16 protein-coding genes and 2 pseudogenes are annotated in these 25,020 nt (G+C 42.4%); 15 read left to right on the top strand and 3 right to left on the bottom strand.

Annotated elements, in window-relative coordinates; genetic code table 11:
• Window positions 1-57 precede the first annotated feature (57 nt).
• The 3 genes from bglA (at window position 58) to AC6I9F_RS08810 (ending at window position 4,712) form a co-directional block, all read left to right on the top strand.
• Window positions 58-1,437: a 6-phospho-beta-glucosidase gene (gene bglA, locus AC6I9F_RS08820; RefSeq protein ID WP_498021730.1), complete on the top strand. Its 1,380-nt coding sequence runs from the start codon at window positions 58-60 to the stop codon at window positions 1,435-1,437.
• Between the two features lie 192 nt (window positions 1,438-1,629).
• Window positions 1,630-3,438 carry a glutamine--fructose-6-phosphate transaminase (isomerizing) gene (glmS, locus tag AC6I9F_RS08815; protein ID WP_498021728.1) on the top strand — a complete coding sequence of 603 codons (1,809 nt, stop codon included), beginning with the start codon at window positions 1,630-1,632 and terminating at the stop codon, window positions 3,436-3,438.
• 224 nt (window positions 3,439-3,662) lie between these two features.
• Entirely contained in the window at window positions 3,663-4,712 is a 1,050-nt protein-coding gene (locus tag AC6I9F_RS08810; protein ID WP_498021726.1) for an LLM class flavin-dependent oxidoreductase, read from the top strand.
• Between the two features lie 99 nt (window positions 4,713-4,811).
• Here AC6I9F_RS08810 and AC6I9F_RS08805 read toward each other — a convergent pair whose 3' ends face one another.
• Together AC6I9F_RS08805 and AC6I9F_RS08800 are read right to left on the bottom strand one after the other, a co-directional pair.
• Window positions 4,812-4,910: an LPXTG cell wall anchor domain-containing protein gene (locus AC6I9F_RS08805; RefSeq protein ID WP_220042005.1), complete on the bottom strand. Its 99-nt coding sequence runs from the start codon at window positions 4,908-4,910 to the stop codon at window positions 4,812-4,814.
• A 33-nt stretch (window positions 4,911-4,943) separates the two neighbouring features.
• The gene (locus tag AC6I9F_RS08800; protein WP_498021724.1) at window positions 4,944-9,068 is read right to left on the bottom strand and encodes a pullulanase; all 4,125 of its coding nucleotides are present in this window, start codon (window positions 9,066-9,068) and stop codon (window positions 4,944-4,946) included.
• Window positions 9,069-9,647: 579 nt separating this feature from the next.
• Between AC6I9F_RS08800 and AC6I9F_RS08795 the strand changes: the two genes are divergently transcribed.
• Window positions 9,648-11,645 carry a thiol-activated cytolysin family protein gene (locus AC6I9F_RS08795; protein ID WP_498021722.1) on the top strand — a complete coding sequence of 666 codons (1,998 nt, stop codon included), beginning with the start codon at window positions 9,648-9,650 and terminating at the stop codon, window positions 11,643-11,645.
• A gap of 265 nt (window positions 11,646-11,910) precedes the next feature.
• Here AC6I9F_RS08795 and AC6I9F_RS08790 read toward each other — a convergent pair.
• Window positions 11,911-12,062 (bottom strand): annotated as a pseudogene (locus tag AC6I9F_RS08790) (IS30 family transposase); the annotation flags it as partial.
• A gap of 273 nt (window positions 12,063-12,335) precedes the next feature.
• Here AC6I9F_RS08790 and rpsL point away from each other — a divergent pair.
• The 11 genes and pseudogenes from rpsL to pepC all read left to right on the top strand — a co-directional run bounded on the left by rpsL (window position 12,336) and on the right by pepC (window position 24,843).
• On the top strand, window positions 12,336-12,749 hold the full coding sequence (rpsL, locus tag AC6I9F_RS08785; protein WP_001142332.1) for a 30S ribosomal protein S12: 414 nt from the start codon (window positions 12,336-12,338) through the stop codon (window positions 12,747-12,749).
• 19 nt (window positions 12,750-12,768) lie between these two features.
• Window positions 12,769-13,239: a 30S ribosomal protein S7 gene (gene rpsG, locus AC6I9F_RS08780; RefSeq protein WP_000087873.1), complete on the top strand. Its 471-nt coding sequence runs from the start codon at window positions 12,769-12,771 to the stop codon at window positions 13,237-13,239.
• A 278-nt stretch (window positions 13,240-13,517) separates the two neighbouring features.
• Entirely contained in the window at window positions 13,518-15,599 is a 2,082-nt protein-coding gene (gene fusA, locus AC6I9F_RS08775; RefSeq protein WP_000090345.1) for an elongation factor G, read from the top strand.
• Between the two features lie 103 nt (window positions 15,600-15,702).
• Window positions 15,703-20,094: a PolC-type DNA polymerase III gene (locus AC6I9F_RS08770; protein ID WP_498021719.1), complete on the top strand. Its 4,392-nt coding sequence runs from the start codon at window positions 15,703-15,705 to the stop codon at window positions 20,092-20,094.
• A 101-nt stretch (window positions 20,095-20,195) separates the two neighbouring features.
• Entirely contained in the window at window positions 20,196-20,459 is a 264-nt protein-coding gene (locus AC6I9F_RS08765; protein ID WP_023396570.1) for a type II toxin-antitoxin system RelB/DinJ family antitoxin, read from the top strand.
• Window positions 20,452-20,731, top strand: a pseudogene (locus tag AC6I9F_RS08760) (type II toxin-antitoxin system RelE/ParE family toxin). The gene AC6I9F_RS08765 and the pseudogene AC6I9F_RS08760 overlap by 8 nt, the downstream one beginning before the upstream one ends.
• A 239-nt stretch (window positions 20,732-20,970) precedes the next feature.
• Complete coding sequence (locus AC6I9F_RS08755) at window positions 20,971-22,167, top strand: aminopeptidase (protein WP_498021717.1); 1,197 nt, start codon at window positions 20,971-20,973, stop codon at window positions 22,165-22,167.
• 9 nt (window positions 22,168-22,176) lie between these two features.
• Window positions 22,177-22,407, top strand: a complete 231-nt coding sequence (locus AC6I9F_RS08750) for a GlsB/YeaQ/YmgE family stress response membrane protein (protein ID WP_498021715.1) — start codon at window positions 22,177-22,179, stop codon at window positions 22,405-22,407.
• Between the two features lie 20 nt (window positions 22,408-22,427).
• Window positions 22,428-22,586, top strand: coding sequence for a hypothetical protein (locus tag AC6I9F_RS08745; RefSeq protein ID WP_025173180.1), 159 nt, complete (start codon window positions 22,428-22,430; stop codon window positions 22,584-22,586).
• Window positions 22,587-22,675: 89 nt separating this feature from the next.
• Entirely contained in the window at window positions 22,676-23,398 is a 723-nt protein-coding gene (locus tag AC6I9F_RS08740) for a pseudouridine synthase (protein WP_498021713.1), read from the top strand.
• Window positions 23,399-23,508: 110 nt separating this feature from the next.
• Window positions 23,509-24,843 (top strand): aminopeptidase C, encoded by a 1,335-nt coding sequence (gene pepC / locus AC6I9F_RS08735; protein WP_173234410.1) that lies wholly within the window; start codon window positions 23,509-23,511, stop codon window positions 24,841-24,843.
• Window positions 24,844-25,020: the final 177 nt, after the last annotated feature.

Raw genomic sequence — 25,020 nt, 5'->3', positions numbered from 1 at the left:
TTTTTACCTTGTTTTTTCTGTATAATGGGAAAAATGAGTAGATAAAGAGGTAAATGTATGCTAAGATTTCCAAAGGATTTTGTCTGGGGATCCTCTACTTCTGGGCCGCAGACAGAAGGACGTATAGCTGGTGACGGTAAGGGAGATAATCTCTGGGATTACTGGTTCCAAGTGGAGCCAAATCGCTACTATAATGGAATTGGTCCAGATAAAACATCGACCTTTTATGAAAATTGGGAACAGGATATCGACCTCTTGTTAGAAACTGGTCACACGGCCTTTCGGACTTCTATTCAGTGGTCACGGATTTTTCCACAAGGGCGTGGGGAAGTCAATGCTCAAGGTGTGGATTTCTATCGTAAGGTTTTTGAGGCTATTAAGGACAAAGGGATTCGTCTTTTAGTGAATCTTTATCATTTTGATTTGCCTTTTGCCCTTCAAGAAGATGGTGATGGTTGGGAAAATAAGGCGACTGTCTCAGCCTATGAAGACTATGCTCGTTTTTGTTTTGAGACCTATGGAGATTTAGTGGATCAATGGATTACCTTTAACGAGCCCATCGTTCCTGTAGAATTTGGCTATTTTTACGATGCCCATTATCCACATAAGGTGGATGCAGAGGCAGCCGTTAAAGTAGCTTATCATACACAATTGGCTAGCAGTCGGGCGGTTAAGGCTTGTCATGAACTTTTGCCAGATTCCAAGATTGGGATTGTCTTAAACTTGACACCGGCTTATCCACGTAGCCAGCATCCTGCTGATGTCAAGGCTGCTAGTATTGCGGACCTTTTTCAGGCCCAATCTTTCTTAGATCCGTCTGTTTTGGGGACTTATCCACAGGAGTTGATAGAAATCTTGCATGAACACGGTCTCTTGCCTGATGCTACGGAGGAAGAATTGGAAGTCATTCGTGACAATACAGTGGATTTCCTTGGTGTCAACTACTATCAGCCTTTGCGTGTTATGGCACCTCGATTTGCTAAGAATCCAGAGAGTCCTCTTTTGCCAGAACATTTTTACGAGCCTTATATAATGCCTGGACGTAAAATCAATCCTCATCGTGGCTGGGAGATTTATGAGCAAGGGATTTATGACATCGCCCAAAATATCAAGGAAAATTATGGCAATATTGAGTGGATGTTGACTGAGAATGGTATGGGTGTTGAAGGAGAGGAAAAATTCCGTCAAGATGGAATGATTCAAGATGATTACCGTATTGACTTTGTAAAAGGTCATCTGCGTGAACTTCACCGTGCCATTGAAGACGGAGCCAACTGTAAAGGATACTTAATCTGGACCTTTATCGACTGCTGGTCATGGCTCAACAGCTATAAAAATCGCTATGGTTTGGTCGAATTAGACTTGGAAACGCAAGAACGTCGTCTGAAAAAATCAGGGTACTGGTTCAAGGAATTAAGCGATAATAATGGATTTTAAAAAAGGACTCTGACTGATTATCCTAATTGGTCAGAGTCTTTTGCTTACAGGAGCGTAATTTGAACTATACCAATTTTTACTCTTGACAAGTGAAAGAAACAAGTATATACTGTTTTTGCTGGTTCTATAAAAGAGGAATCAGACTATACCAATTTTAAGGAGAAAGCACAGCTGGTCTGTGTCGTATATATTATGTGTGGAATTGTTGGTGTTGTTGGAAACACAAATGCAACTGATATTTTGATTCAAGGGCTTGAAAAGCTCGAATACCGTGGTTATGATTCTGCGGGAATTTTTGTCCTAGGTGGTTCTGAAAATCATCTGGTTAAGGCGGTTGGCCGTATTGCAGAATTGTCTGCCAAGACAGCTGGTGTTGAGGGAACAACTGGTATCGGACATACTCGTTGGGCGACTCATGGGAAACCAACTGAGGACAATGCTCACCCACACCGCTCTGAGACAGAACGTTTTGTCTTGGTTCACAATGGGGTCATTGAGAACTATCTTGAAATCAAGGAAGAATACCTTGCAGGACACCACTTCAAGGGGCAAACAGATACTGAAATCGCCGTTCACTTGATTGGAAAATTTGCGGAAGAAGAAGGTCTCTCAGTTCTTGAAGCCTTCAAAAAAGCTCTTCACATCATCCGTGGTTCTTATGCCTTTGCCTTGGTTGACTCACAAGATCCTGAAGTCATCTACGTGGCTAAAAATAAATCACCACTTTTGATTGGTCTTGGACAAGGCTATAACATGGTCTGCTCAGATGCTATGGCTATGATTCGTGAGACCAACCAATACATGGAAATTCATGACCAAGAGTTGGTAATCGTCAAGGCTGATAGTGTTGAAGTTCAAGACTATGATGGTAACAGTCGTGATCGTGCTAGCTACACTGCAGAACTTGACTTGTCAGATATCGGTAAGGGAACTTATCCTTACTACATGCTCAAGGAAATTGATGAGCAACCAACAGTGATGCGTAAACTCATCCAAGCCTACACAGATGAGGCTGGTCAAGTTGTCGTAGACCCAGCTATCATCAAGGCTGTTCAAGACGCAGACCGTATTTACATCCTTGCAGCTGGGACATCTTACCACGCAGGATTTGCTTCTAAGAAGATGCTGGAAGAATTGACAGATACACCAGTTGAACTTGGAATCTCATCTGAGTGGGGCTACGGTATGCCACTTCTCAGCAAGAAACCACTTTTCATCTTTATTAGCCAGTCTGGTGAAACAGCGGATAGCCGTCAGGTTTTGGTTAAGGCTAATGAAATGGGAATCCCAAGCTTGACAGTGACAAACGTACCAGGTTCAACTCTTTCTCGTGAAGCTAACCATACCATGCTTCTTCATGCAGGTCCTGAAATTGCCGTGGCATCAACAAAGGCCTATACAGCGCAAATTGCAGCCCTTGCTTTCCTTGCAAAAGCAGTCGGAGAAGCAAATGGCAATGCTAAAGCGTCAGCATTTGACTTGGTTCATGAGTTGTCAATCGTGGCTCAGTCTATCGAATCAACTCTTTCAGAGAAAGAAACGATTGAAGCTAAGGTTCGTGAACTTCTTGAAACAACTCGCAACGCCTTTTACATCGGACGTGGTCAAGATTACTACGTAGCTATGGAAGCAAGCCTTAAACTCAAAGAGATTTCTTACATCCAGTGTGAAGGCTTTGCGGCAGGAGAACTCAAGCATGGAACTATTGCCTTGATTGAAGAAGGAACACCTGTCTTGGCCCTCTTGTCAGACCCAGTTCTTGCCAACCATACTCGTGGAAATATCCAAGAGGTCGCAGCCCGTGGTGCTAAAGTCCTCACTATCGCAGAAGAAAATGTTGCCAAAGATACAGACGATATCGTTCTTACGACTGTACATCCATACCTCTCACCAATTTCAATGGTTGTACCAACGCAATTGGTCGCTTACTTTGCAACCCTTCACCGTGGACTTGATGTGGATAAACCACGTAATCTTGCTAAGTCAGTAACGGTAGAATAAGCTAAAAAAGTCTAGTTATCTAGGCTTTTTCTTGTGAGCAGATTGGTTGCTTGTACTCATGATTCGTGTTATACTCTTCGAAAATCAAATTCAAACCACGTCAGCTTCACCTTGCCGTACTTAAGTACAGTCTGCGGCTAGCTTCCTAGTTTGCTCTTTGATTTTCATTGAGTATTAGAATAATTTTTCAAATTGAAGAACAGAAATAGACAAGGAGAATCACTGTGGTAGAATTGGGAATTTCAACATTTGGGGAAACAACGGCGCTTGAAGGAACTGGGCAAACTTATAGTCATGCTGAACGCATTCGCCAGTTGGTGGCAGAAATTGAACTGGCTGATAAGGTTGGTTTGGATGTATATGGGCTTGGTGAGCACCATCGAGCGGATTTTGCGGTATCTGCGCCAGAGATTGTACTAGCAGCTGGGGCAGTCAATACCAAGAAAATTCGTTTGACCAGTGCAGTCAGTATTCTCTCGAGCATGGACCCTATTCGTTTGTTCCAACAGTATGCCACTATCGATGCTTTGTCAAATGGACGTGCGGAGATTATGGCTGGAAGGGGTTCTTTCACGGAATCATTTCCTCTGTTTGGCTATGATTTGAAAGACTATGAAGCTCTTTTTGATGAGAAATTGGCCTTGCTTCAGTTAGTCAATGAAAAGACCAAGCTAGACTGGAAAGGGCGATTGACTCAAACAATATCTGGCAAAGAAGTTTATCCTCGTCCAGTTCAGGACAAATTGCCCTTGTGGGTAGCGACAGGTGGTCATGTCGAATCAACAGTGAAGATTGCTCAGGCTGGTCTACCGATTGTCTATGCCATTATTGGTGGTAACCCTCGTTATTTTAAAAAGTTGATTCAGGCTTATCGTGAGATTGGGAGCGAAGCGGGTTATGCCAGTCAGGAACTAAAGGTTGGAGCCCATTCTTGGGGTTGGATTGCGGAAGATGGCGAGCAGGCGGTGAAAGATTATTTCCATCCGACCAAGCAAGTGGTGGATGCTATTTCTAAAGATCGTCCGCACTGGCAAGAATTGCGTTATGAGCAATATTTGGAGCAAGTTGGGCCAAATGGCGCCATGTTTGTGGGAAATCCAGATCAGGTGGCCGAAAAATTGATTCGTATGATTGAAGATCTAGGGTTGGAACGCTTCATGCTCCATCTACCGCTTGGTTCCATGCCACATGATCAGGTTCTGAGAGCTATTGAACTCTTCGGAATGCAAGTAGCACCCAAAGTCCGGGCTTATTTTGCCATGAAAGAGGCTTAATAAAAAATACTAATCAAGTTTATTAGGACAACAAATATTGTACAAAAATCAATCCCCCAAGCATTAAGTCTAGGGGGATTTTTCTATAGGAGGGCCAGTTTAGTTCTCTTTTTTGTTTTTTAGCAAGAACCCGAGACCTAGAAGGGCAAGGAGGCTGATTCCTGCAAACAGGAGTTTGTTATCGTTGAGCTTAGTTATATCTAGCTATGCAAAGGTTATACAGTAGCAGTTTTAGCTAACCCATTCACCGTTTTCATTAACCAAATAGCCTTCAACTCTTGTATTAACTGCAAGTTTACCTGATGAATCAACATAGTACCATTTGCCAGAAACTTCAAACCATTGATTTTCTTTCATAGCTCCTGATGGCTCAAGATAGTACCAAGTATCTCCATCCTTAACCCAACCGGTTGACATAGAGCCGTTACTATTTAGGAAGTACCAAACATTGCCATCTTTTACCCAACCAGTTACCATAGAGCCATCATCTTTTAGATAATACCAAGTATCTCCATCTTTTATCCAACCAGTAGCTAGAGAACCGTCTGCTTTATGGAAATACCAGATGCCATTTTCTTGTTTCCAACTAGCTTTAGTTGTCTGATTTGGAGTTTCCGGTTTCTTATTTGTATAAGCTGGGGTGTAGGAAGTTACAATAGCTTGTGTAGAAGTAGATGGAAGTGATTGAGTATTATTGTCTTTATGTGGTTGTTCAGCTTGTGAACCAGTTGTAGCTTGGCTAGGTTTATTTTCTGAATCAGCTACTGTTGCAGATGGTTTAGTAGAATCAGGTTTAGCTTGTGGAGCTGGATCTTGATGTGCAGGGAGAGAAGCTTCATTTTGATGTTCAGGCTTGGAAGGGCTTGAGTCTGGTTTCTCTTCTGCAGTTGACTCATGGCTAGTTCCATTTTGAGAGACTCGAAGAACAGTAGCTGTAAGGGCATTCAATTTCAAGCCTTTTTCAGTCCATTCAAGTCCTTTCGGGTTGGCAATTCCTACTGGTCCTGCTTGGTTTTCATCTGCTAAAACTTCAGCATTTCTGAGGTGGGCAAAGGCAGTTCCCAAATTAAATTCGCGGGCTTTTTCGTCCGCATTGACAAAGACTGCGTAGATATCACCGTTTGGAGCAGTGATTTGGTAGCCAATTACTACATCCTCTTTTTCTACACCATTTTGACCTGGAACAGTGATGAGGTGGACACGGTCTTTGATATCTTGGAGACTCTTAAGTCGGAAGGCATCTGTAGATTGACGAAGGGCAATCAACCCTTTCATATAGTCACGGCTCTTAACATTTTCAGGATAAGCTTTTCCATCTGTAGCCTTAGTCCAGTCAAACTTGTTGACTGCATCGCTAGAATCGTAAGAGTCATGGATGAAGTAAGGATAGTCAAATGGGTTGTCGTCCTTATCACGCAACAAGTGAGATTTGTTTGGTTGTTTGTCCTCTGCTACTGGAGTCTTGTAGGCTGGATCACGGAATTGTTTAGTACGTCCATATTCCTGACCAGAGTGGATAAACGGAGTTCCTTGAGCAGTCAAGACCATGAGATTTCCAAGTCGCAAACGACGATGGATTTCAGCATAGTTCTCAGCCTTGCTTGGGTCTTTTTTAATAGACTGAGCGATGATGTCAAAGAGGGTCAAGTTATCATGTGCTGCGATGTATTGGATGACATCTCCAGGACTGTCTGCTTCAAAGTTGGTTGGTTGAGCAATGAGATTTTTAAAGATGGTGTTGACATCACGCTTGCCACCTGTGATAAAGGCAGGTTGACCTTCGTTTGGATAACCAGATTTGAGGTTGTTACGGATGTCATCTGAGAAGACAGCGACAGTATCGGTATGTTTCATCCAATCTTGGTCAGCAGCTTTAGTAGGCATGTTTTCATCGCCAGCATAGGTTCTCCAACCTTCACCAAGCATGATGAGGTTTGGATTGAGGGCGCGTGCAGCCTTGTAAGCTTCTTCGATAGAAGCCGCATCATGGTCTCCCATCATATCGAAGCGGAAGCCATCCACTTTGTAGGTATCAACTAGATATTTGATAGAGTCAACTAGGAGCCGTTTGGTCATATAATGGGTTGTTCCCAAACGTCCACCACCAAAGCTAGTTCGAGGTGTCCCATCAGCATCCATAAAGTGGTAGTAGTTTGGCTCTAAATCTTCAAAGAGATTGACTTTAGCTGTATGGTTATAAACGACATCTAGGATAGCTCCCATGCCACGTTTGTGGATTTCGTTGATGAGGTTTTTAAACTCTGCGATTCGTTTTTCTGGATTTTTAGGATCGCTTGAATACATACCAGTCAATGAGAAGTAGTTTTGAGGGTCATATCCCCAGTTGTAGTTGCTGTTGCTTGAAGCATAGTCAGATAAGCGTTCGTGGTTCTTCAACTCATTGACAAAGTAGTAAGACAAGACTGGAAGGAGCTGGATGTGGGTTACACCCAAGTTTTTGAGGTAGTCTAGTTTTTCGATAAAGGCTTCAAAAGTACCAAATGGCTTAGTCAAATCTTTTGCGATGGCAGGATCTGAAGTGAAGTCACGCACATGAGCTTCATAGATGACAGCATCTTCGCGCGATTTGAAGTTGCGAATCTTACCATAAGTCAAGTCTTGAGGTCCTAGTTTAGCTGGGTCTACAAAGGCGGCTTTAGCCACTTTATGGGCATCGTCAATCTTAGCATCGTCACTATTCCAAGCAGCGAGGGATTTAGCGTAAGGATCGAGTGCAAGAACAGTTTTACCTTGACGCTCGATTTGGTATTGATAATAGTAGCCAGTGAAATCTGTGATTCCTAATTTGTTTGTGCTATCTAGAGTTTGTTTCCAAGTTCCTCTTTCCCCTTTTTCAAGAGCGACAGTTCCAACTACTTTGTCAGGGTCATTCTTGTCGTAGACAACGACAGAAACCTTATCAGCACTTGGTGACCAAAGGGTCAAATCAACTTGTTTTCCTTCTTCTTTTAGGTCAGCTCCCAGTTTGCCATCATAACTGTAAGTCTCATCTTTCAGGCGCCAGCTTGTTTTGGTAGTGAATTGGTCGGAATTGTAGCTAACAGTATATGGATGTTTTGTGTCAGAGAAATCTCCGCTGTAGGTCACTTTCTTACCAGCTTCATCGATTGCAACATCGGTGATAGTTACTTTGTTTCCTAGGTGATTAGTGATGTTGGAGTGCTTGAGGATATCTTCTTTTTTGGCACCGACTAGTGTTGAAAAACTACTTTCGATGCTAGAAGTTCCTACATGTTGGGCACCTGTCATACGGATATCATGGACATAGTATGGATTTGTGTAAATCGATTCATCATCGTCTTTTAGGAAAATTTGGCTATGATTTTTCAAATCTGTAAACTTATAATCTTCTTTACGGATTTTCACGTCGTCTCCTTTTTTGCTCTCATCTAGTAATAAAAAGCCGAATTCTTTGGCGGTATCCTTAAGAGGAATGTCGATATAGCGGCCATATTTGCCTGTAGCTGTAAAGTCTGTTCCGTCAGGCCATTGAGCGCTGCTTGGATTTTTCACATCTCCCCAGTACCAGAGAGATTTCTTGTCATAGTTGCCGTCAGTGCGGTAGTAGTTGACGCGAACAGTACCTGCAGGTTGTGGCTCGTAAGAGAAGACCTTGTAATCTTGGTCCAACCAAGCCTCGTTCATTTTTGGAACTAGTTTTTCTACAGATTTATCGCCGGTTAGATTTTTTCCAGCTGTATTATTGATGAGGAAGCTAATTTTCTTGGCTTGTTCTCCCTTTAATTTGACATCTAGGTAGTAGCCGTAGTTATCTTTCTTGGCATCCTTGAAGGACAAGGCTCCGTTAGGCCAATTTTCAGAAGGCTTTTCAACATCATCCCAAGTCCATAGTCCTTGAGCATCCTTGTTTTCTTCAGGAAGTTTTTTGACATGGATACGGAAGTAGTTGTCTTCGATTGGCTCTTCTGCCTTAGTTTCAGTTGCTACTGGACTAGTAGAAGTAGTTGGCTCATTTGAACGATCTTGTCCAGTTTGTGGTGCTGAATCGGCTGGGCTTGCAACAGGAGTTGTTGGCTCTGTTGCAGGTTTTTCTTCTTTTTTCTCTAGGGAAGCGTTTGCATTTTCGGGTGAAGAAATATCACTTTCCTTCTTACCAGAGCCAGCTGCTGTATCAGTAAGAGGTTGGGCAAGGATGGTTGTATTTCCGTTGCTGGGTTCGTTAGTGGTTGTTGTACTTTCGTCGGCTGAGATAGTTGGCGTAGCCATAGCAAGTAGGACAAGGCTTGCGCCGATAAGGACAGAACCAGCTCCATTTTTGAGGGAACGGATGCTGTAGACCATTTTTTTCTCAGTTTGAGATGGTGTTTTTCTCATAATGATTCTCCAATCAATAAATTTCTATATCAGTATAGCATGTAGCAGGAAATAGTGCAAGCGTTTTCTTTGGTTTGTCAAAGAAATTCTTACTTTTGAGAAGTTTTCCGTATTATTTTATATATCAGTATAAATAATGGAAATAATACTCAATGAAAATCAAAGAGCAAACTAGGAAACTAGCCGCAGGCTGTACTTGAGTACGGCAAGGCGACGTTGACGTGGTTTGAAGAGATTTTCGAAGAGTATAAAAATGTCACATAAGACAAGACGTATTATTAGGAAGAGGACGTGTTCTCAGCTATTTTTATTCAGAAATTGCTCTCTAATATTTCTTTAAAAAGTTCATCTAGCGAAACTATAAATAGGAAGAGAAAAAGCTAGCGCTTCTCAAGTTTTATCTAGTTTCCAAACCATAGTATTTACTGGAAATCTAAAGAAAATATCAGAAAAATTCAGCAAACGTTTTCTTCTTATTTTCTTGACTTTTTTGCTGATTTGTGCTTGACTTTTACTTGAAATTTGATAAACTATAGACAAATAGGAAAACGTATTCATTTAAAAACGGAGGAATAAGGAATGAATCAAGAAAAACGTTTGCATCGGTTTGTCAAAAAGTGTGGACTCGGTGTGTGTAGTGCTGTTGTTGCGGCCTTTTTATTGAACGCTCAGGGAGTAGCTTTGGCTACAGAGCAAGGGAATCGTCCAGTTGAGACAGAAAACATTGCTCGTGGAAAACAAGCTAGTCAAAGTTCTACTGCTTATGGAGGAGCTGCTACACGAGCAGTGGATGGTAATGTTGATAGTGACTATGGACACCATTCTGTAACGCACACAAACTTTGAAGACAATGCTTGGTGGCAAGTTGATCTTGGAAAAACAGAGAATGTTGGAAAAGTTAAACTCTACAATCGTGGAGATGGGAATGTAGCTAATCGTCTTTCCAATTTTGATGTTGTTTTGTTAAATGAAGCAAAACAAGAAGTTGCTCGTCAACACTTTGATAGTTTGAACGGGAAGGCAGAACTTGAAGTTTTCTTCACAGCCAAAGACGCTCGTTATGTAAAAGTGGAGTTGAAAACTAAAAATACCCCATTGAGCTTGGCAGAAGTGGAAGTATTCCGTTCAGCAACAACTCAAGTTGGACAGGATAGAACTGCACCAGTAGTAGATCAAACATCAGCATTGAAAGACTACCTTTTTGGCTTAACTTATAATCCTTTGGATATTTTAACTCGCAAGGGAGAAACCTTAGAAAATCGCTACAACACAAGTGCTAAGGAACAAAATGGAGAGTTTGTCGTTGTAGAAAAAATCAAGAAAACCCTCTCTACAGGCACAGCAGATGTTTCCATCAATGGAAATCAAAATGTCTTCCTAGGTGGCTTGTATAAGGCAAACCAAAATCTGCTAGAAAATCAGCCAGAATTGATTAGTCTTGCCCGTGCAAAGGGGACAGTCAGCGTCGATTTACCTGGTATGATTCAGTCTGACAGCCGAATTGAAGCAGTTCCTACAACTAGTGGTATGCAGTCTGCGATGAATACCTTGGTTGAAAGATGGACAAAGAATTATTCATCTAGCCATTCCGTTCCTGCCCGTGTTCAGTATGAATCAACTACAGCCTATAGCATGAACCAATTGAAAGCAAAATTTGGTGCAGACTTTGAAAAAGCAGGCGCACCGCTCAAGATTGACTTTGAGGCTGTGCAAAAGGGTGAAAAGCAAATTGAAGTTGTAAACTTTAAACAAATCTACTATACAGCGACATTTGATGCACCGACCAATCCAGCAGCTGTATTTGACAAGAGTGTGACACCTGAAGATTTAAAACAAAGAGGCGTTGATTCACAAACTCCACCTGTATATGTATCAAACGTTTCTTACGGACGTCAAATCTATGTTAAGTTTGAGTCAACAAGTAAGTCTACTGAATTAAAAGCAGCTATCAATGCGGTTATCAAAGGCGCAACAATTGCTCCAAATTCTGAATGGAGCCGTCTATTGAAGAATACTTCTGTAACAGCGGTAATTGTAGGAGGTAATGCTAGCGGTGCTGCCAAAGTTGTCACAGGAACAGTCGAAAACTTGAAGGAACTCATCAGAGAAGGAGCTGACTTTAGCGCTCAAAGTCCAGCTGTGCCAATCTCATATAAGACTGCCTTCCTAAAAGATAATGCCCAAGCAACTTTACAAAATAGTACAGACTATATCGAAACGAAGGTTACTTCTTATAAAAATGGCTTCTTGAAACTTCATCATAAGGGTGCTTATGTTGCGCGTTACTACATCTATTGGGATGAAATTACATATGATGAACAAGGAAATCCAGAAATTCGTTCACGTCAATGGGAAGATAACGGAAAAAACAGAACTTCAGGCTTCCAAACAGAGATTCAATTTAAAGGAAATGTCCGTAATCTTCGTATCAAGGTTCAAGAAAAGACGGGTCTTGTATGGGAACCATGGCGTACAGTTTACAACCGCACAGACTTACCACTAGTACAACAGCGTACAATTACACATTGGGGAACAACTCTAAACCCTAAAGTTGATGAAAAAATTGTGAATGAGTAACGATTTGATTTACTTGATTCGATAGTAAACAGTGAAGAGGAGGAACTTCGATTTCTCCTCTTTTATGATTGACTTTTGAGAGAATGAAAAGATGAAAATGGGAACTTCTATAGCAGATTGAAACTAGAATAGTGCGTTATTGCTATTAAAACATTTCTAGAAATTAAGTTGACTTTCCCAATAGATTTGTTCATGTCTTATTTCAATTCAATATAAAACCAACTTCCAGTTTTCCACAACCTAGCTTTTAGTATGAGAAAAACGCGTTGTTACAGACATAAGGAGCTTTTTGAGAAGTGGGCAATCCGTGCAATCAGATTTGACGGATGTTGGATGCATGATGCGATTGCGCTTAATTTCCTTTGAAATCGTTGACGGACCTTTTCCCATATTCTCAACGATGGAACGGAAAGTCTCACACTTAATTCCACCATAAAAATCCGTTTTAGACTAATTTCCACTTCGGTCAGGCAAGTGGAAGTTACTTTGAGAAGTTACGATTAACAATAAAAAAGAAAAATATCTTGACAACCAATGGAAAATTTTGTTACAATAATAGACGGTACTTTTTACTTTTGGTCTCTCAAGAGTGTACAGGGACGTGCTGACAAATGTTGCAAAAGTACACACAGATGATAGCTGTCACCAAGTGTATCATCACCAAAAATAAAAAAACACAGGAGAATGTAGATGCCTACAATTAACCAATTGGTTCGCAAACCGCGTAAATCAAAAGTAGAAAAATCTAAATCACCAGCTTTGAACGTTGGTTACAACAGTCATAAAAAAGTTCAAACAAACGTTTCTTCACCACAAAAACGTGGTGTTGCAACTCGTGTTGGAACAATGACACCTAAAAAACCTAACTCAGCCCTTCGTAAATTCGCTCGTGTACGTTTGAGCAACCTTATCGAAGTTACTGCCTACATCCCAGGTATCGGACACAACTTGCAAGAGCACAGCGTGGTGCTTCTTCGTGGTGGACGTGTAAAAGACCTTCCAGGGGTACGTTACCATATCGTCCGTGGTGCACTTGATACTGCAGGTGTTAACGATCGTAAACAAGGCCGTTCTAAATACGGTACTAAACGTCCAAAAGCATAAGGAAAGGGGATAAAGAGAAATGAGTCGTAAAAATAGAGCTCCAAAACGTGACGTATTGCCAGATCCGCTTTACAATTCACAACTAGTTACTCGTCTTATCAACCGCGTTATGCTTGACGGTAAACGTGGTACAGCTGCTTCAATCGTTTACGGTGCTTTTGAGCAAATCAAAGAAGCTACTGGCAACGATGCACTTGAAGTATTTGAAACAGCTATGGAAAACATCATGCCTGTACTTGAAGTACGTGCACGTCGTGTTGGTGGTTCTAACTACCAAGTCCCAGTTGAAGTTCGTCCAGAACGTCGTACAACACTTGGACTTCGTTGGTTGGTAACAATCGCTCGTCTTCGTGGTGAACACACAATGCAAGACCGTCTTGCAAAAGAAATCTTGGATGCTGCTAACAACACTGGTGCAGCTGTTAAGAAACGTGAAGACACTCACCGTATGGCTGAAGCTAACCGTGCATTCGCACACTTCCGTTGGTAAGATTAAGATACTAAGGGCGTTAAAAAAGCGACTGAAAATTAGGAAACTTGACGAAGAATCGAAGATTCTAGGAGAGTTTATCTATTTTCCGAGCTTTTAGCCTGGGTTCAAATTAGCTAAATCGATTAGTATTAGCTATAACTCAACTTACCAGCTCGTAAGTTGAAACCAACAATAGCATGAAAACATTGAGAACGGGTAGGTCCTGCCTATCCGTTTTTATTAAAATCGTGTTATAATAGAATAGAAATCAAAAATAAATAGGAGAAACAAACCTCATGGCACGCGAATTTTCACTTGAAAAAACTCGTAATATCGGTATCATGGCTCACGTCGATGCTGGTAAAACAACTACAACTGAGCGTATCCTTTACTACACTGGTAAAATCCACAAAATCGGTGAAACTCACGAAGGTGCGTCACAAATGGACTGGATGGAGCAAGAGCAAGAACGTGGTATCACTATCACATCTGCTGCGACAACAGCTCAATGGAACAACCACCGCGTAAACATCATCGACACACCAGGACACGTGGACTTCACTATCGAAGTACAACGTTCTCTTCGTGTATTGGACGGTGCGGTTACAGTTCTTGACTCGCAATCAGGTGTTGAGCCTCAAACTGAAACAGTTTGGCGTCAAGCAACTGAGTATGGAGTTCCACGTATCGTATTTGCCAACAAAATGGACAAAATCGGTGCTGACTTCCTTTACTCTGTAAGCACACTTCACGATCGTCTTCAAGCAAATGCCCACCCAATCCAATTGCCAATCGGTTCTGAAGATGACTTCCGTGGTATCATCGACTTGATCAAGATGAAAGCTGAAATCTATACGAACGACCTTGGTACAGATATTCTTGAGGAAGACATCCCAGCTGAATACCTTGATCAAGCTCAAGAATACCGTGAAAAATTGATTGAAGCAGTTGCTGAAACTGACGAAGAATTGATGATGAAATACCTCGAAGGTGAAGAAATCACTAACGAAGAATTGAAAGCTGGTATCCGTAAAGCGACTATAAACGTTGAATTCTTCCCAGTATTGTGTGGTTCAGCCTTCAAGAACAAAGGTGTTCAATTGATGCTTGATGCGGTTATTGACTACCTTCCAAGCCCACTTGATATCCCAGCAATCAAAGGTATTAACCCAGATACAGACGCTGAAGAAACTCGTCCAGCATCTGACGAAGAGCCATTTGCAGCTCTTGCCTTCAAGATCATGACAGACCCATTCGTAGGTCGTTTGACATTCTTCCGTGTGTACTCAGGTGTGCTTCAATCAGGTTCATACGTATTGAACACTTCTAAAGGTAAACGTGAGCGTATCGGACGTATCCTTCAAATGCACGCCAACAGCCGTCAAGAAATTGACACTGTTTACTCAGGTGATATCGCTGCTGCCGTTGGTTTGAAAGATACTACAACTGGTGACTCATTGACAGATGAAAAAGCTAAAATCATCCTTGAGTCAATCAACGTTCCAGAACCAGTTATCCAATTGATGGTTGAGCCAAAATCTAAAGCTGACCAAGATAAGATGGGTATCGCCCTTCAAAAATTGGCTGAAGAAGATCCAACATTCCGCGTTGAAACAAACGTTGAAACTGGTGAAACAGTTATCTCTGGTATGGGTGAGCTTCACCTTGATGTCCTTGTTGACCGTATGCGTCGTGAGTTCAAAGTTGAAGCGAACGTAGGTGCTCCTCAAGTATCTTACCGTGAAACATTCCGCGCTTCTACTCAAGCACGTGGATTCTTCAAACGTCAGTCTGGTGGTAAAGGTCAATTCGGTGATGTATGGATTGAATTTACTCCAAACGAAGAAGGTAAAGGATTTGAATTCGAAAACGCAATCGTCGGTGGTGTGGTTCCTCGTGAATTTATCCCAGCGGTTGAAAAAGGTTTGGTAGAATCTATGGCTAACGGTGTTCTTGCAGGTTACCCAATGGTTGACGTTAAAGCTAAGCTTTACGATGGTTCATACCACGATGTCGACTCATCCGAAACTGCCTTCAAGATCGCGGCTTCACTTGCTCTTAAAGAAGCTGCTAAATCAGCACAACCAGCTATCCTTGAGCCAATGATGCTTGTAACAATCACTGTTCCAGAAGAAAACCTTGGTGATGTTATGGGTCACGTAACTGCTCGTCGTGGACGTGTAGATGGTATGGAAGCACACGGTAACAGCCAAATTGTTCGTGCTTACGTTCCACTTGCTGAAATGTTCGGTTACGCAACAGTTCTTCGTTCTGCATCTCAAGGACGTGGTACATTCATGATGGTATTTGACCACTACGAAGATGTACCTAAGTCAGTACAAGAAGAAATCATTAAGAAAAATAAAGGTGAAGACTAATCAGTCCTCACTCTAGAAGGAAGTCACTTAGTGGCTTCCTTTTGTCTTTAGAAAATACCTCTAAGTATGGTAAAATAGTAGGAGAATAATGTGAGGAAAATGAATGTCAAACAGTTTTGAAATTTTAATGAATCAACTGGGGATGCCTGCTGAGATGAGACAGGCTCCTGCTTTAGCACAGGCCGATATTGAGCGAGTTGTGGTTCATAAAATTAGTAAGGTATGGGAGTTTCATTTCGTATTTTCTAATATTTTACCGATTGAAATCTTTTTAGAATTAAAGAGAGGTTTGAGCGAAGAATTTTCTAAGACAGGCAATAAAGCTGTTTTCGAAATCAAGGCTCTGTCTCAAGAATTTTCAAATCAACTCTTGCAGGCCTATTATAGAGAGGCTTTTTCTGAGGGGCCATGTGCTAGTCAAGGTTTTAAGTCCCTTTATCAAAATTTGCAAGTTCGTGCGGAGGGCAATCAGCTCTTTATTGAAGGCTCTGAGGCGATTGATAAGGAACACTTTAAGAAAAATCATCTTCCTAATTTAGCCAAACAACTTGAAAAATTTGGTTTTCCAACTTTTAATTGTCAAGTCGAGAAGAATGATGTGCTGACTCAAGAGCAGGAAGAAGCATTTCATGCTGAAAATGAGCAGATTGTTCAAGCGGCCAATGAGGAAGCGCTCCGTGCTATGGAACAACTAGAACAGATGGCACCTCCTCCAGCGGAAGAGAAACCATCCTTTGATTTTCAAGCTAAAAAAGCTGCAGCTAAACCGAAGCTGGATAAGGCAGAGATTACTCCTATGATTGAAGTGACGACGGAGGAAAATCGTTTGGTCTTTGAAGGGGTTGTTTTTGATGTGGAGCAAAAAGTGACCAGAACAGGGCGTGTTTTGATCAACTTTAAAATGACGGACTACACTTCAAGTTTTTCGATGCAAAAGTGGGTTAAGAATGAGGAAGAGGCTCAGAAATTTGATCTCATCAAGAAAAATTCTTGGCTCCGTGTTCGTGGGAATGTGGAGATGAATAACTTCACACGCGATTTGACTATGAACGTGCAAGACGTGCAGGAAGTTGTTCACTATGAGCGGAAGGATTTAATGCCAGAAGGAGAACGACGGGTTGAGTTTCATGCTCATACTAATATGTCGACCATGGATGCTCTACCAGAGGTAGAAGAAATCGTTGCGACAGCTGCTAAGTGGGGACACAAGGCGGTTGCCATCACAGACCATGGAAATGTTCAGTCCTTCCCACATGGCTATAAGGCGGCTAAGAAAGCGGGAATCCAGCTGATCTATGGTATGGAAGCCAATATCGTGGAGGACCGTGTTCCTATCGTTTATAACGAAGTGGAGATGAACTTGTCGGAAGCGACCTACGTGGTCTTTGACGTGGAAACGACAGGCCTTTCAGCCATCTATAATGACTTGATTCAGGTTGCGGCTTCTAAGATGTACAAGGGGAATGTCATTGCTGAATTTGATGAATTTATCAATCCTGGACATCCTTTGTCAGCTTTTACTACTGAGTTGACTGGAATTACAGATGATCATGTCAAAAATGCCAAACCACTGGAACAAGTTCTGCAAGAATTTCAAGAGTTTTGCAAGGATACGGTCCTAGTTGCCCACAATGCTACCTTTGACGTTGGATTTATGAATGCCAACTATGAGCGCCATGGTCTGCCTAAGATTAGCCAGCCAGTAATCGATACTCTAGAATTTGCTAGAAATCTCTACCCTGAGTATAAACGTCATGGTTTGGGCCCTTTGACTAAGCGTTTCGGTGTGGCACTGGAACACCATCACATGGCCAACTACGATGCGGAAGCTACAGGTCGCCTGCTCTTCATCTTTATCAAAGAGGTTGCAGAAAAACATGGTGTGACCGATCTAGCTAGACTCAACATTGATTTGATTAGTCTAGATTCTTATAAAAAAGCTCGGATTAAACATGCGACCATTTATGTCAAGAATCAAGTAGGGCTAAAAAATATCTTTAAGCTGGTTTCTTTATCCAATACCAAGTACTTTGAAGGGGTGCCACGAATTCCGAGAACAGTTCTAGATGCTCATCGGGAAGGTTTGATTTTAGGTTCAGCTTGCTCTGAAGGTGAAGTTTTTGATGCAGTCGTTTCCCAAGGTGTGGATGCGGCGGTTGAGGTGGCCAAGTATTATGACTTTATCGAGGTCATGCCACCAGCTATCTATGCTCCCTTGATTGCCAAGGAGCAGGTCAAGGATATGGAAGAACTCCAGACCATTATCAAAAGTTTGATAGAAGTTGGAGACCGTCTTGGTAAGCCCGTTCTGGCTACGGGAAATGTCCATTATATCGAACCGGAAGAAGAGATTTATCGTGAAATTATCGTCCGTAGTCTAGGCCAGGGGGCGATGATTAACCGAACTATCGGTCATGGAGAACATGCCCAACCGGCACCACTTCCAAAGGCTCATTTTAGAACGACCAATGAGATGTTGGATGAATTTGCCTTCTTGGGAGAGGAATTAGCTCGGAAATTGGTTATTGAAAACACCAATGCCTTGGCAGAAATCTTTGAACCCGTTGAGGTTGTTAAGGGTGACTTATACACTCCTTTCATCGACAAGGCTGAAGAAACAGTTGCTGAGTTGACCTATAAGAAAGCTTTTGAGATTTATGGAAACCCGCTGCCAGATATTGTTGATTTGCGGATTGAAAAAGAACTAACCTCTATTCTGGGGAATGGATTTGCTGTGATTTATCTGGCTTCGCAGATGCTGGTACAACGTTCCAATGAACGGGGCTACTTGGTTGGTTCTCGTGGGTCTGTTGGGTCCAGTTTCGTTGCGACCATGATTGGGATTACAGAGGTTAATCCTCTCTCTCCACACTATGTCTGTGGTCAGTGTCAGTACAGTGAGTTTATCACAGATGGTTCTTATGGTTCAGGTTTTGATATGCCCAATAAGGACTGTCCTAAATGTGGTCATAAGCTCAGCAAAAACGGACAGGATATTCCTTTCGAGACCTTCCTTGGTTTTGATGGGGACAAGGTTCCCGATATTGACTTGAACTTCTCGGGAGAAGATCAGCCTAGCGCCCACTTGGATGTACGTGATATTTTTGGTGAGGAATATGCATTCCGTGCAGGAACAGTTGGTACAGTAGCTGCCAAGACCGCTTATGGATTTGTCAAGGGCTATGAGAGAGATTATGGCAAGTTTTATCGTGATGCAGAGGTGGAACGTTTAGCCCAGGGAGCTGCTGGTGTCAAACGAACGACAGGCCAACACCCGGGGGGAATCGTTGTTATTCCGAACTACATGGATGTCTATGATTTCACGCCTGTTCAGTATCCAGCGGATGACGTGACGGCTGAATGGCAGACCACTCACTTTAACTTCCATGATATAGACGAGAACGTCCTCAAACTCGATGTACTGGGACATGATGATCCGACCATGATTCGGAAACTGCAGGATTTGTCAGGGATTGATCCTAATGAAATTCCTATGGATGATGAAGGTGTGATGGCCCTCTTTTCTGGGACTGATGTGCTAGGTGTGACTCCTGAACAAATCGGAACGCCGACAGGTATGCTGGGGATTCCAGAATTTGGAACCAACTTTGTACGTGGGATGGTAGATGAGACGCATCCGACGACTTTTGCGGAGTTGCTTCAGCTGTCTGGTTTGTCCCACGGTACCGACGTTTGGTTGGGAAATGCCCAAGATTTGATCAAGCAAGGAATAGCGGATCTATCGACTGTTATCGGTTGTCGGGACGACATCATGGTTTACCTCATGCATGCGGGTCTTGAACCTAAGATGGCCTTTACTATCATGGAACGGGTACGTAAGGGCTTGTGGCTCAAGATTTCAGAAGAGGAACGTAATGGCTACATCGAAGCCATGAAGGCTAATAAGGTGCCAGAGTGGTATATCGAGTCCTGTGGGAAAATTAAGTACATGTTCCCTAAAGCCCATGCGGCAGCCTACGTTATGATGGCCTTGCGTGTAGCTTACTTCAAGGTTCACCATCCTATTTATTATTACTGTGCTTACTTCTCAATCCGTGCTAAGGCTTTTGATATCAAGACTATGGGTGCGGGCTTGGATGCCATCAAACGCAGAATGGAAGAAATCTCTGAAAAACGGAAGAACAATGAGGCCTCTAATGTGGAAATCGATCTCTATACAACTCTTGAGATTGTAAATGAGATGTGGGAACGTGGTTTCAAGTTTGGCAAACTCGATCTCTACCGTAGTCAGGCGACAGAGTTCCTTATCGATGGGGATACCCTCATTCCGCCATTTGTAGCAATGGATGGTCTGGGAGAGAACGTTGCTAAGCAGTTGGTGCGAGCGCGTGAAGAGGGAGAATTCCTCTCTAAAACAGAACTACGCAAACGCGGTGGACTCTCATCAACTTTGGTTGAGAAGATGGATGAAATGGGGATTCTCGGCAATATGCCAGAGGATAACCAGTTGAGTTTGTTTGATGAGTTGTTTTAAAAAATTGTTTAATCATCTATCCAAAGAGGCTAATGTATATCCAATAGATTTACATTAGCCTTCTTTTTTGTTAAAATAGTCTATAGAAAGAGGGTGAGAGTATGTCAAAGACGAGTATGAGTATCCGTCTGGATAGTGAGGTTAAGGAGCAGGCCCAACAGGTGTTTAATAACCTGGGAATGGATATGACAACAGCTATCAATATTTTTCTTCGTCAGGCTATTCAATATCAGGGATTACCTTTTGATGTTAGACTAGACGAAAATTGGAAGTTGCTCCAAGTGTTAACGGATTTAGACCAAAATCGTAATATGAGCCCATCCTTTGAATCAGTCTCAGACTTGATGAAGGACTTGCGTGCTTAAGATTCGTTATCATAAACAGTTTAAAAAAGATTTTAAGTTGGCTATGAAGCGTGGTTTTAGGGCAGAATTATTAGAAGAAGTTTTAAATTTTCTTGTTCAAGAAAAAAGAACTTCCTGCTAGATATCGTGATCATCAATTAACGGCATCTAAGCATTTTCAAGGAGTTCGTGAATGCCATATCCAGCCGGATTGGCTTTTGGTTTATAAAGTAGACAAGGAAGAATTGCTTTTAAATTTGCTGCGGACAGGCAGTCATAGTGATTTATTTTAATCTATTTTAAGGGGTTCAGGAAAAAACTAAGAATTTTTGCGGAAGATAGGCCAGCTGAGAAGGTATTTGAATATCAATTAGAACTTGCTGATCAGACAATTCTTCTATCAACAGCATTCTTGGCAGGTGCTATTGCTTTAGCAGGAATCTTTTCTGCTTCGAAAGAAAAATAAAAATGGAAAAGAGAAAACAACAAGGTTTTACCAAATTTTAAAGAAAATCTAGAAAAATATGCGAAATTGTTGGTTGCGAACGGAATTAACGTGCAACCTGGTCACACTTTGGCTCTCTCTATCGATGTGGAGCAACGTGAGTTGGCTCACTTAATTGTCAAAGAAGCTTATGCCTTGGGTGCGCATGAGGTCATCGTTCAGTGGACAGATGATGTGATTAACCGTGAGAAATTCCTCCATGCGCCGATGGGGCGTCTGGACAATGTGCCAGAATACAAGATTGCTGAGATGAACTATCTCTTGGAGAATAAGGCTAGCCGTCTTGGGGTTCGTTCTTCTGACCCAGGTGCCTTGAATGGAGTGGACGCTGACAAGCTTTCAGCTTCTGCTAAAGCTATGGGACTTGCCATGAAGCCAATGCGTATCGCAACGCAATCCAATAAAGTCAGTTGGACTGTGGCAGCCGCTGCTGGACTTGAGTGGGCTAAAAAAGTCTTTCCAAATGCTGCGAGCGATGAAGAAGCAGTTGATCTTCTTTGGGATCAAATTTTCAAAACTTGCCGTGTCTATGAAGAAGATCCTGTTAAGGCTTGGGAAGATCATGCAGCTATCCTTAAGAGCAAGGCTGATATGCTTAATAAAGAGCAATTTTCAGCCCTTCACTACACAGCGCCAGGGACAGATTTGACCCTTGGATTGCCGAAGAACCACGTTTGGGAATCAGCAGGTGCTATCAATGCACAGGGTGAAGGATTCTTGCCAAATATGCCGACAGAGGAAGTCTTCACAGCGCCTGATTTCCGTCGCGCAGATGGTTATGTCACTTCTACAAAACCGCTTAGCTACAACGGAAATATCATTGAAGGTATTAAGGTGACCTTTAAGGATGGACAAATCGTTGACATTACTGCTGAGAAGGGGGATCAGGTTATGAAAGACCTAGTATTTGAAAATGCGGGTGCGCGTGCCTTGGGTGAATGTGCCTTGGTACCAGATCCAAGCCCAATTTCTCAGTCAGGCATTACCTTCTTTAACACCCTTTTCGATGAGAATGCTTCAAACCACTTGGCTATCGGTGCAGCCTATGCGACTAGCGTAGCTGGTGGAGCGGAGATGAGCGAAGAGGAGCTTGAAGCCGCGGGGCTTAACCGTTCAGATGTTCATGTAGACTTTATGATTGGTTCTAACCAAATGGATATCGATGGTATCCGTGAGGATGGGACACGTGTACCACTTTTCCGTAACGGAGATTGGGCAAATTAAGGAGATAATATGTTAGGAAGTATGTTCGTTGGTCTCCTAGTGGGATTTTTAGCAGGTACTCTAACCAATCGTGGAGAACGCATGGGATGTTTTGGAAAAATGTTCCTAGGCTGGATTGGTTCCTTTATAGGCCACTTGCTTTTTGGGACTTGGGGACCGATAATAGCAGGAACTGCCATTATTCCGGCAGTACTAGGTTCCATGATTGTCTTAGCGATTTTCTGGAGACGAGGAAGTTAATTTCTTAAATCTGATACTCAATGAAAATCAAAGAGCAAACTAGGAAACTAGCCGCAGGTTGCTCAAAGCACTGTTTTGAGGTTGTAGATAGAACTGACGAAGTCAGCTCAAAACACTGTTTTGAGGTTGCAGATAGAACTGACGAAGTCAGTAACATCTATACGGCAAGGCGACGTTGACGTGGTTTGAAGAGATTTTTGAAGAGTATGAAACGAAAAGGAAGTTGGTCATTGTACCAGCCTCCTTTTGAGTATGATATAATAGTTCTATGAGATTAGATAAATTTTTAGTTGCCTGCGCTGTGGGGAGCCGGACTAAGGTCAAAAACTTGCTCAAGGCTGGGCGCGTGACGGTAAATGGTAAAAAAGAGAAATCAGCTAAATTGCAGATTGATGAAAAAATAGATGAGATTCGCTTTGATGGGCAAGTGTTGGAGTATGAAGAGTTTGTCTACTACATGATGAACAAGCCCCAAGGAGTTATCTCAGCGACTGAGGATCCTAAGCACAGAACCGTTCTGGACTTGCTGGATGATACTGCTCGGAGCAAGGAAGTTTTCCCAGTAGGGCGCTTGGATATTGACACGCATGGTCTTTTGCTCTTGACTAATGATGGCAAGCTTGCCCATGCTCTTCTTTCACCAAAGCGTCATGTGGACAAGACTTATCTGGCCCATGTTAAGGGAATGATGACCCAAGAAGATGTGGAGACATTTGCCAAGGGAATTCCTCTCAAAGACTTTACTTGTCAGCCTGCTAGACTGGAACTTGTGTCCATAGATCCAGAAAAGAATCAAAGCCAAATCCGTGTGACCATTGCAGAAGGGAAGTTCCATCAGGTCAAGCGTATGGTGGCCTACTGTGGCAAGGAAATAGTAGATTTGCAACGTTTGACTATGGGAACTCTAGTATTGGATGAGAACCTAGAACGAGGAGAATGGCGTCGCTTGACCAAGGAAGAGTTAGAAGCTCTCCGTGCTAGTATTGCTTAATTTAGTTTATATTCGAAAAAGGTAGGGAGAATATCCCTGCCTTTTATGTTTTTCAGTTGCTTACTTTGTGAAAAGAGTTATAATAGACTGTAGAATAAAAGGAGGAATCTATGAACGCGATTCAAGAATCATTTACTGATAAACTATTTGCCAATTATGAAGCAAATGTCAAATACCAAGCGATTGAAAATGCTGCCAGCCACAACGGAATTTTTGCAGCCTTAGAACGTCGCCAAAGCCATGTAGACAACACACCTGTTTTCTCATTGGATTTGACCAAGGACAAGGTTACTAACCAGAAAGCATCTGGTCGTTGCTGGATGTTTGCAGCTCTCAACACCTTCCGCCACAAGCTCATCTCACAATACAAACTGGAAAATTTTGAGTTATCACAGGCCCACACATTCTTCTGGGACAAGTATGAGAAATCAAACTGGTTCTTGGAGCAAGTCATTGAGACTGCAGACCAAGGCTTGACGAGCCGTAAGGTTAGCTTCCTACTTCAAACACCACAACAAGATGGCGGTCAATGGGATATGGTCGTTTCTCTCTTTGAGAAATACGGTGTCGTGCCTAAGTCAGTTTACCCTGAGTCTGTTTCATCTAGTAGCAGCCGTGAGCTAAATGCAATTCTTAACAAATTGCTTCGCCAAGATGCTCAAATTTTGCGTGATCTATTAGCTTCAGGTGCTGATCAAGCGACTGTTCAAGCTAAGAAAGAAGACCTCTTGCAAGAAATCTTTAACTTTCTTGCTATGTCTTTAGGACTTCCACCACGTAAATTTGACTTTGCTTATCGCGATAAGGATAACAACTACCAAAGCGAAAAATGTATCACACCACAAGAATTTTACAAGAAATATGTCAATCTTCCGCTAGAAGACTATGTTTCTGTTATCAACGCACCAACTGCTGACAAGCCTTACGGCAAATCTTATACAGTTGAGATGTTAGGAAATGTGGTTGGTAGCCGTGCGGTTCGTTATATCAACGTTCCTATGGAGCGCTTGAAAGAGTTGGCAATTGCTCAAATGCAAGCAGGTGAGACTGTTTGGTTTGGTTCAGATGTCGGTCAGCTCAGCAACCGCAAAGCTGGAATTCTTGCGACAGATGTTTATGACTTTGAATCAAGCATGGACATTAAACTCACTCAAGACAAGGCTGGACGTTTGGACTACAGCGAAAGCTTAATGACCCACGCTATGGTCTTGACAGGTGTTGACTTGGATGAAAATGGCAAGTCAACCAAGTGGAAGGTTGAAAACTCATGGGGAGACAAGGTTGGTACAGATGGTTACTTTGTTGCCTCAGACGCTTGGATGGACGAATACACTTACCAAATCGTTGTTCGCAAAGAATTGCTGACAGCAGAAGAACAAGTTGCTTATGAAGCAGAACCAATCGTGTTAGCACCATGGGATCCAATGGGTGCCTTGGCTGAATAATATCTTCGAAAATCTCTTCAAACCATGTCAGCTTCGCCTTGCCGTAGGTATGGTCACTGACTTCGTCAGTTTCATCTACAACCTCAAGGCAGTGCTTTGAGCTGACTTCGTCAGTTCTATCTACAACCTCAAAGCAGTGCTTTGAGCAACCTGCGGCTAGCTTTCTAGTTTGCTCTT

Source organism: Streptococcus nakanonensis (assembly GCF_059738785.1).
The sequence above is the reverse complement of the archived record's forward strand: the minus strand, read 5'-3'. Positions and strand labels throughout refer to the sequence as shown.

Bases quoted from the DNA above. Each gene is read 5' to 3' on its own strand.
- bglA (WP_498021730.1), top strand. From the start codon at position 58: ATGCTAAGATTTCCAAAGGATTTTGTCTGGGGATCCTCTACTTCTGGG.
- glmS (WP_498021728.1), top strand. From the start codon at position 1,630: ATGTGTGGAATTGTTGGTGTTGTTGGAAACACAAATGCAACTGATATT.
- AC6I9F_RS08800 (WP_498021724.1), bottom strand. From the start codon at position 9,068: ATGAGAAAAACACCATCTCAAACTGAGAAAAAAATGGTCTACAGCATC.
- AC6I9F_RS08795 (WP_498021722.1), top strand. From the start codon at position 9,648: ATGAATCAAGAAAAACGTTTGCATCGGTTTGTCAAAAAGTGTGGACTC.
- rpsL (WP_001142332.1), top strand. From the start codon at position 12,336: ATGCCTACAATTAACCAATTGGTTCGCAAACCGCGTAAATCAAAAGTA.
- rpsG (WP_000087873.1), top strand. From the start codon at position 12,769: ATGAGTCGTAAAAATAGAGCTCCAAAACGTGACGTATTGCCAGATCCG.
- fusA (WP_000090345.1), top strand. From the start codon at position 13,518: ATGGCACGCGAATTTTCACTTGAAAAAACTCGTAATATCGGTATCATG.
- AC6I9F_RS08770 (WP_498021719.1), top strand. From the start codon at position 15,703: ATGTCAAACAGTTTTGAAATTTTAATGAATCAACTGGGGATGCCTGCT.
- AC6I9F_RS08765 (WP_023396570.1), top strand. From the start codon at position 20,196: ATGTCAAAGACGAGTATGAGTATCCGTCTGGATAGTGAGGTTAAGGAG.
- AC6I9F_RS08750 (WP_498021715.1), top strand. From the start codon at position 22,177: ATGTTAGGAAGTATGTTCGTTGGTCTCCTAGTGGGATTTTTAGCAGGT.
- AC6I9F_RS08745 (WP_025173180.1), top strand. From the start codon at position 22,428: ATGAAAATCAAAGAGCAAACTAGGAAACTAGCCGCAGGTTGCTCAAAG.
- AC6I9F_RS08740 (WP_498021713.1), top strand. From the start codon at position 22,676: ATGAGATTAGATAAATTTTTAGTTGCCTGCGCTGTGGGGAGCCGGACT.
- pepC (WP_173234410.1), top strand. From the start codon at position 23,509: ATGAACGCGATTCAAGAATCATTTACTGATAAACTATTTGCCAATTAT.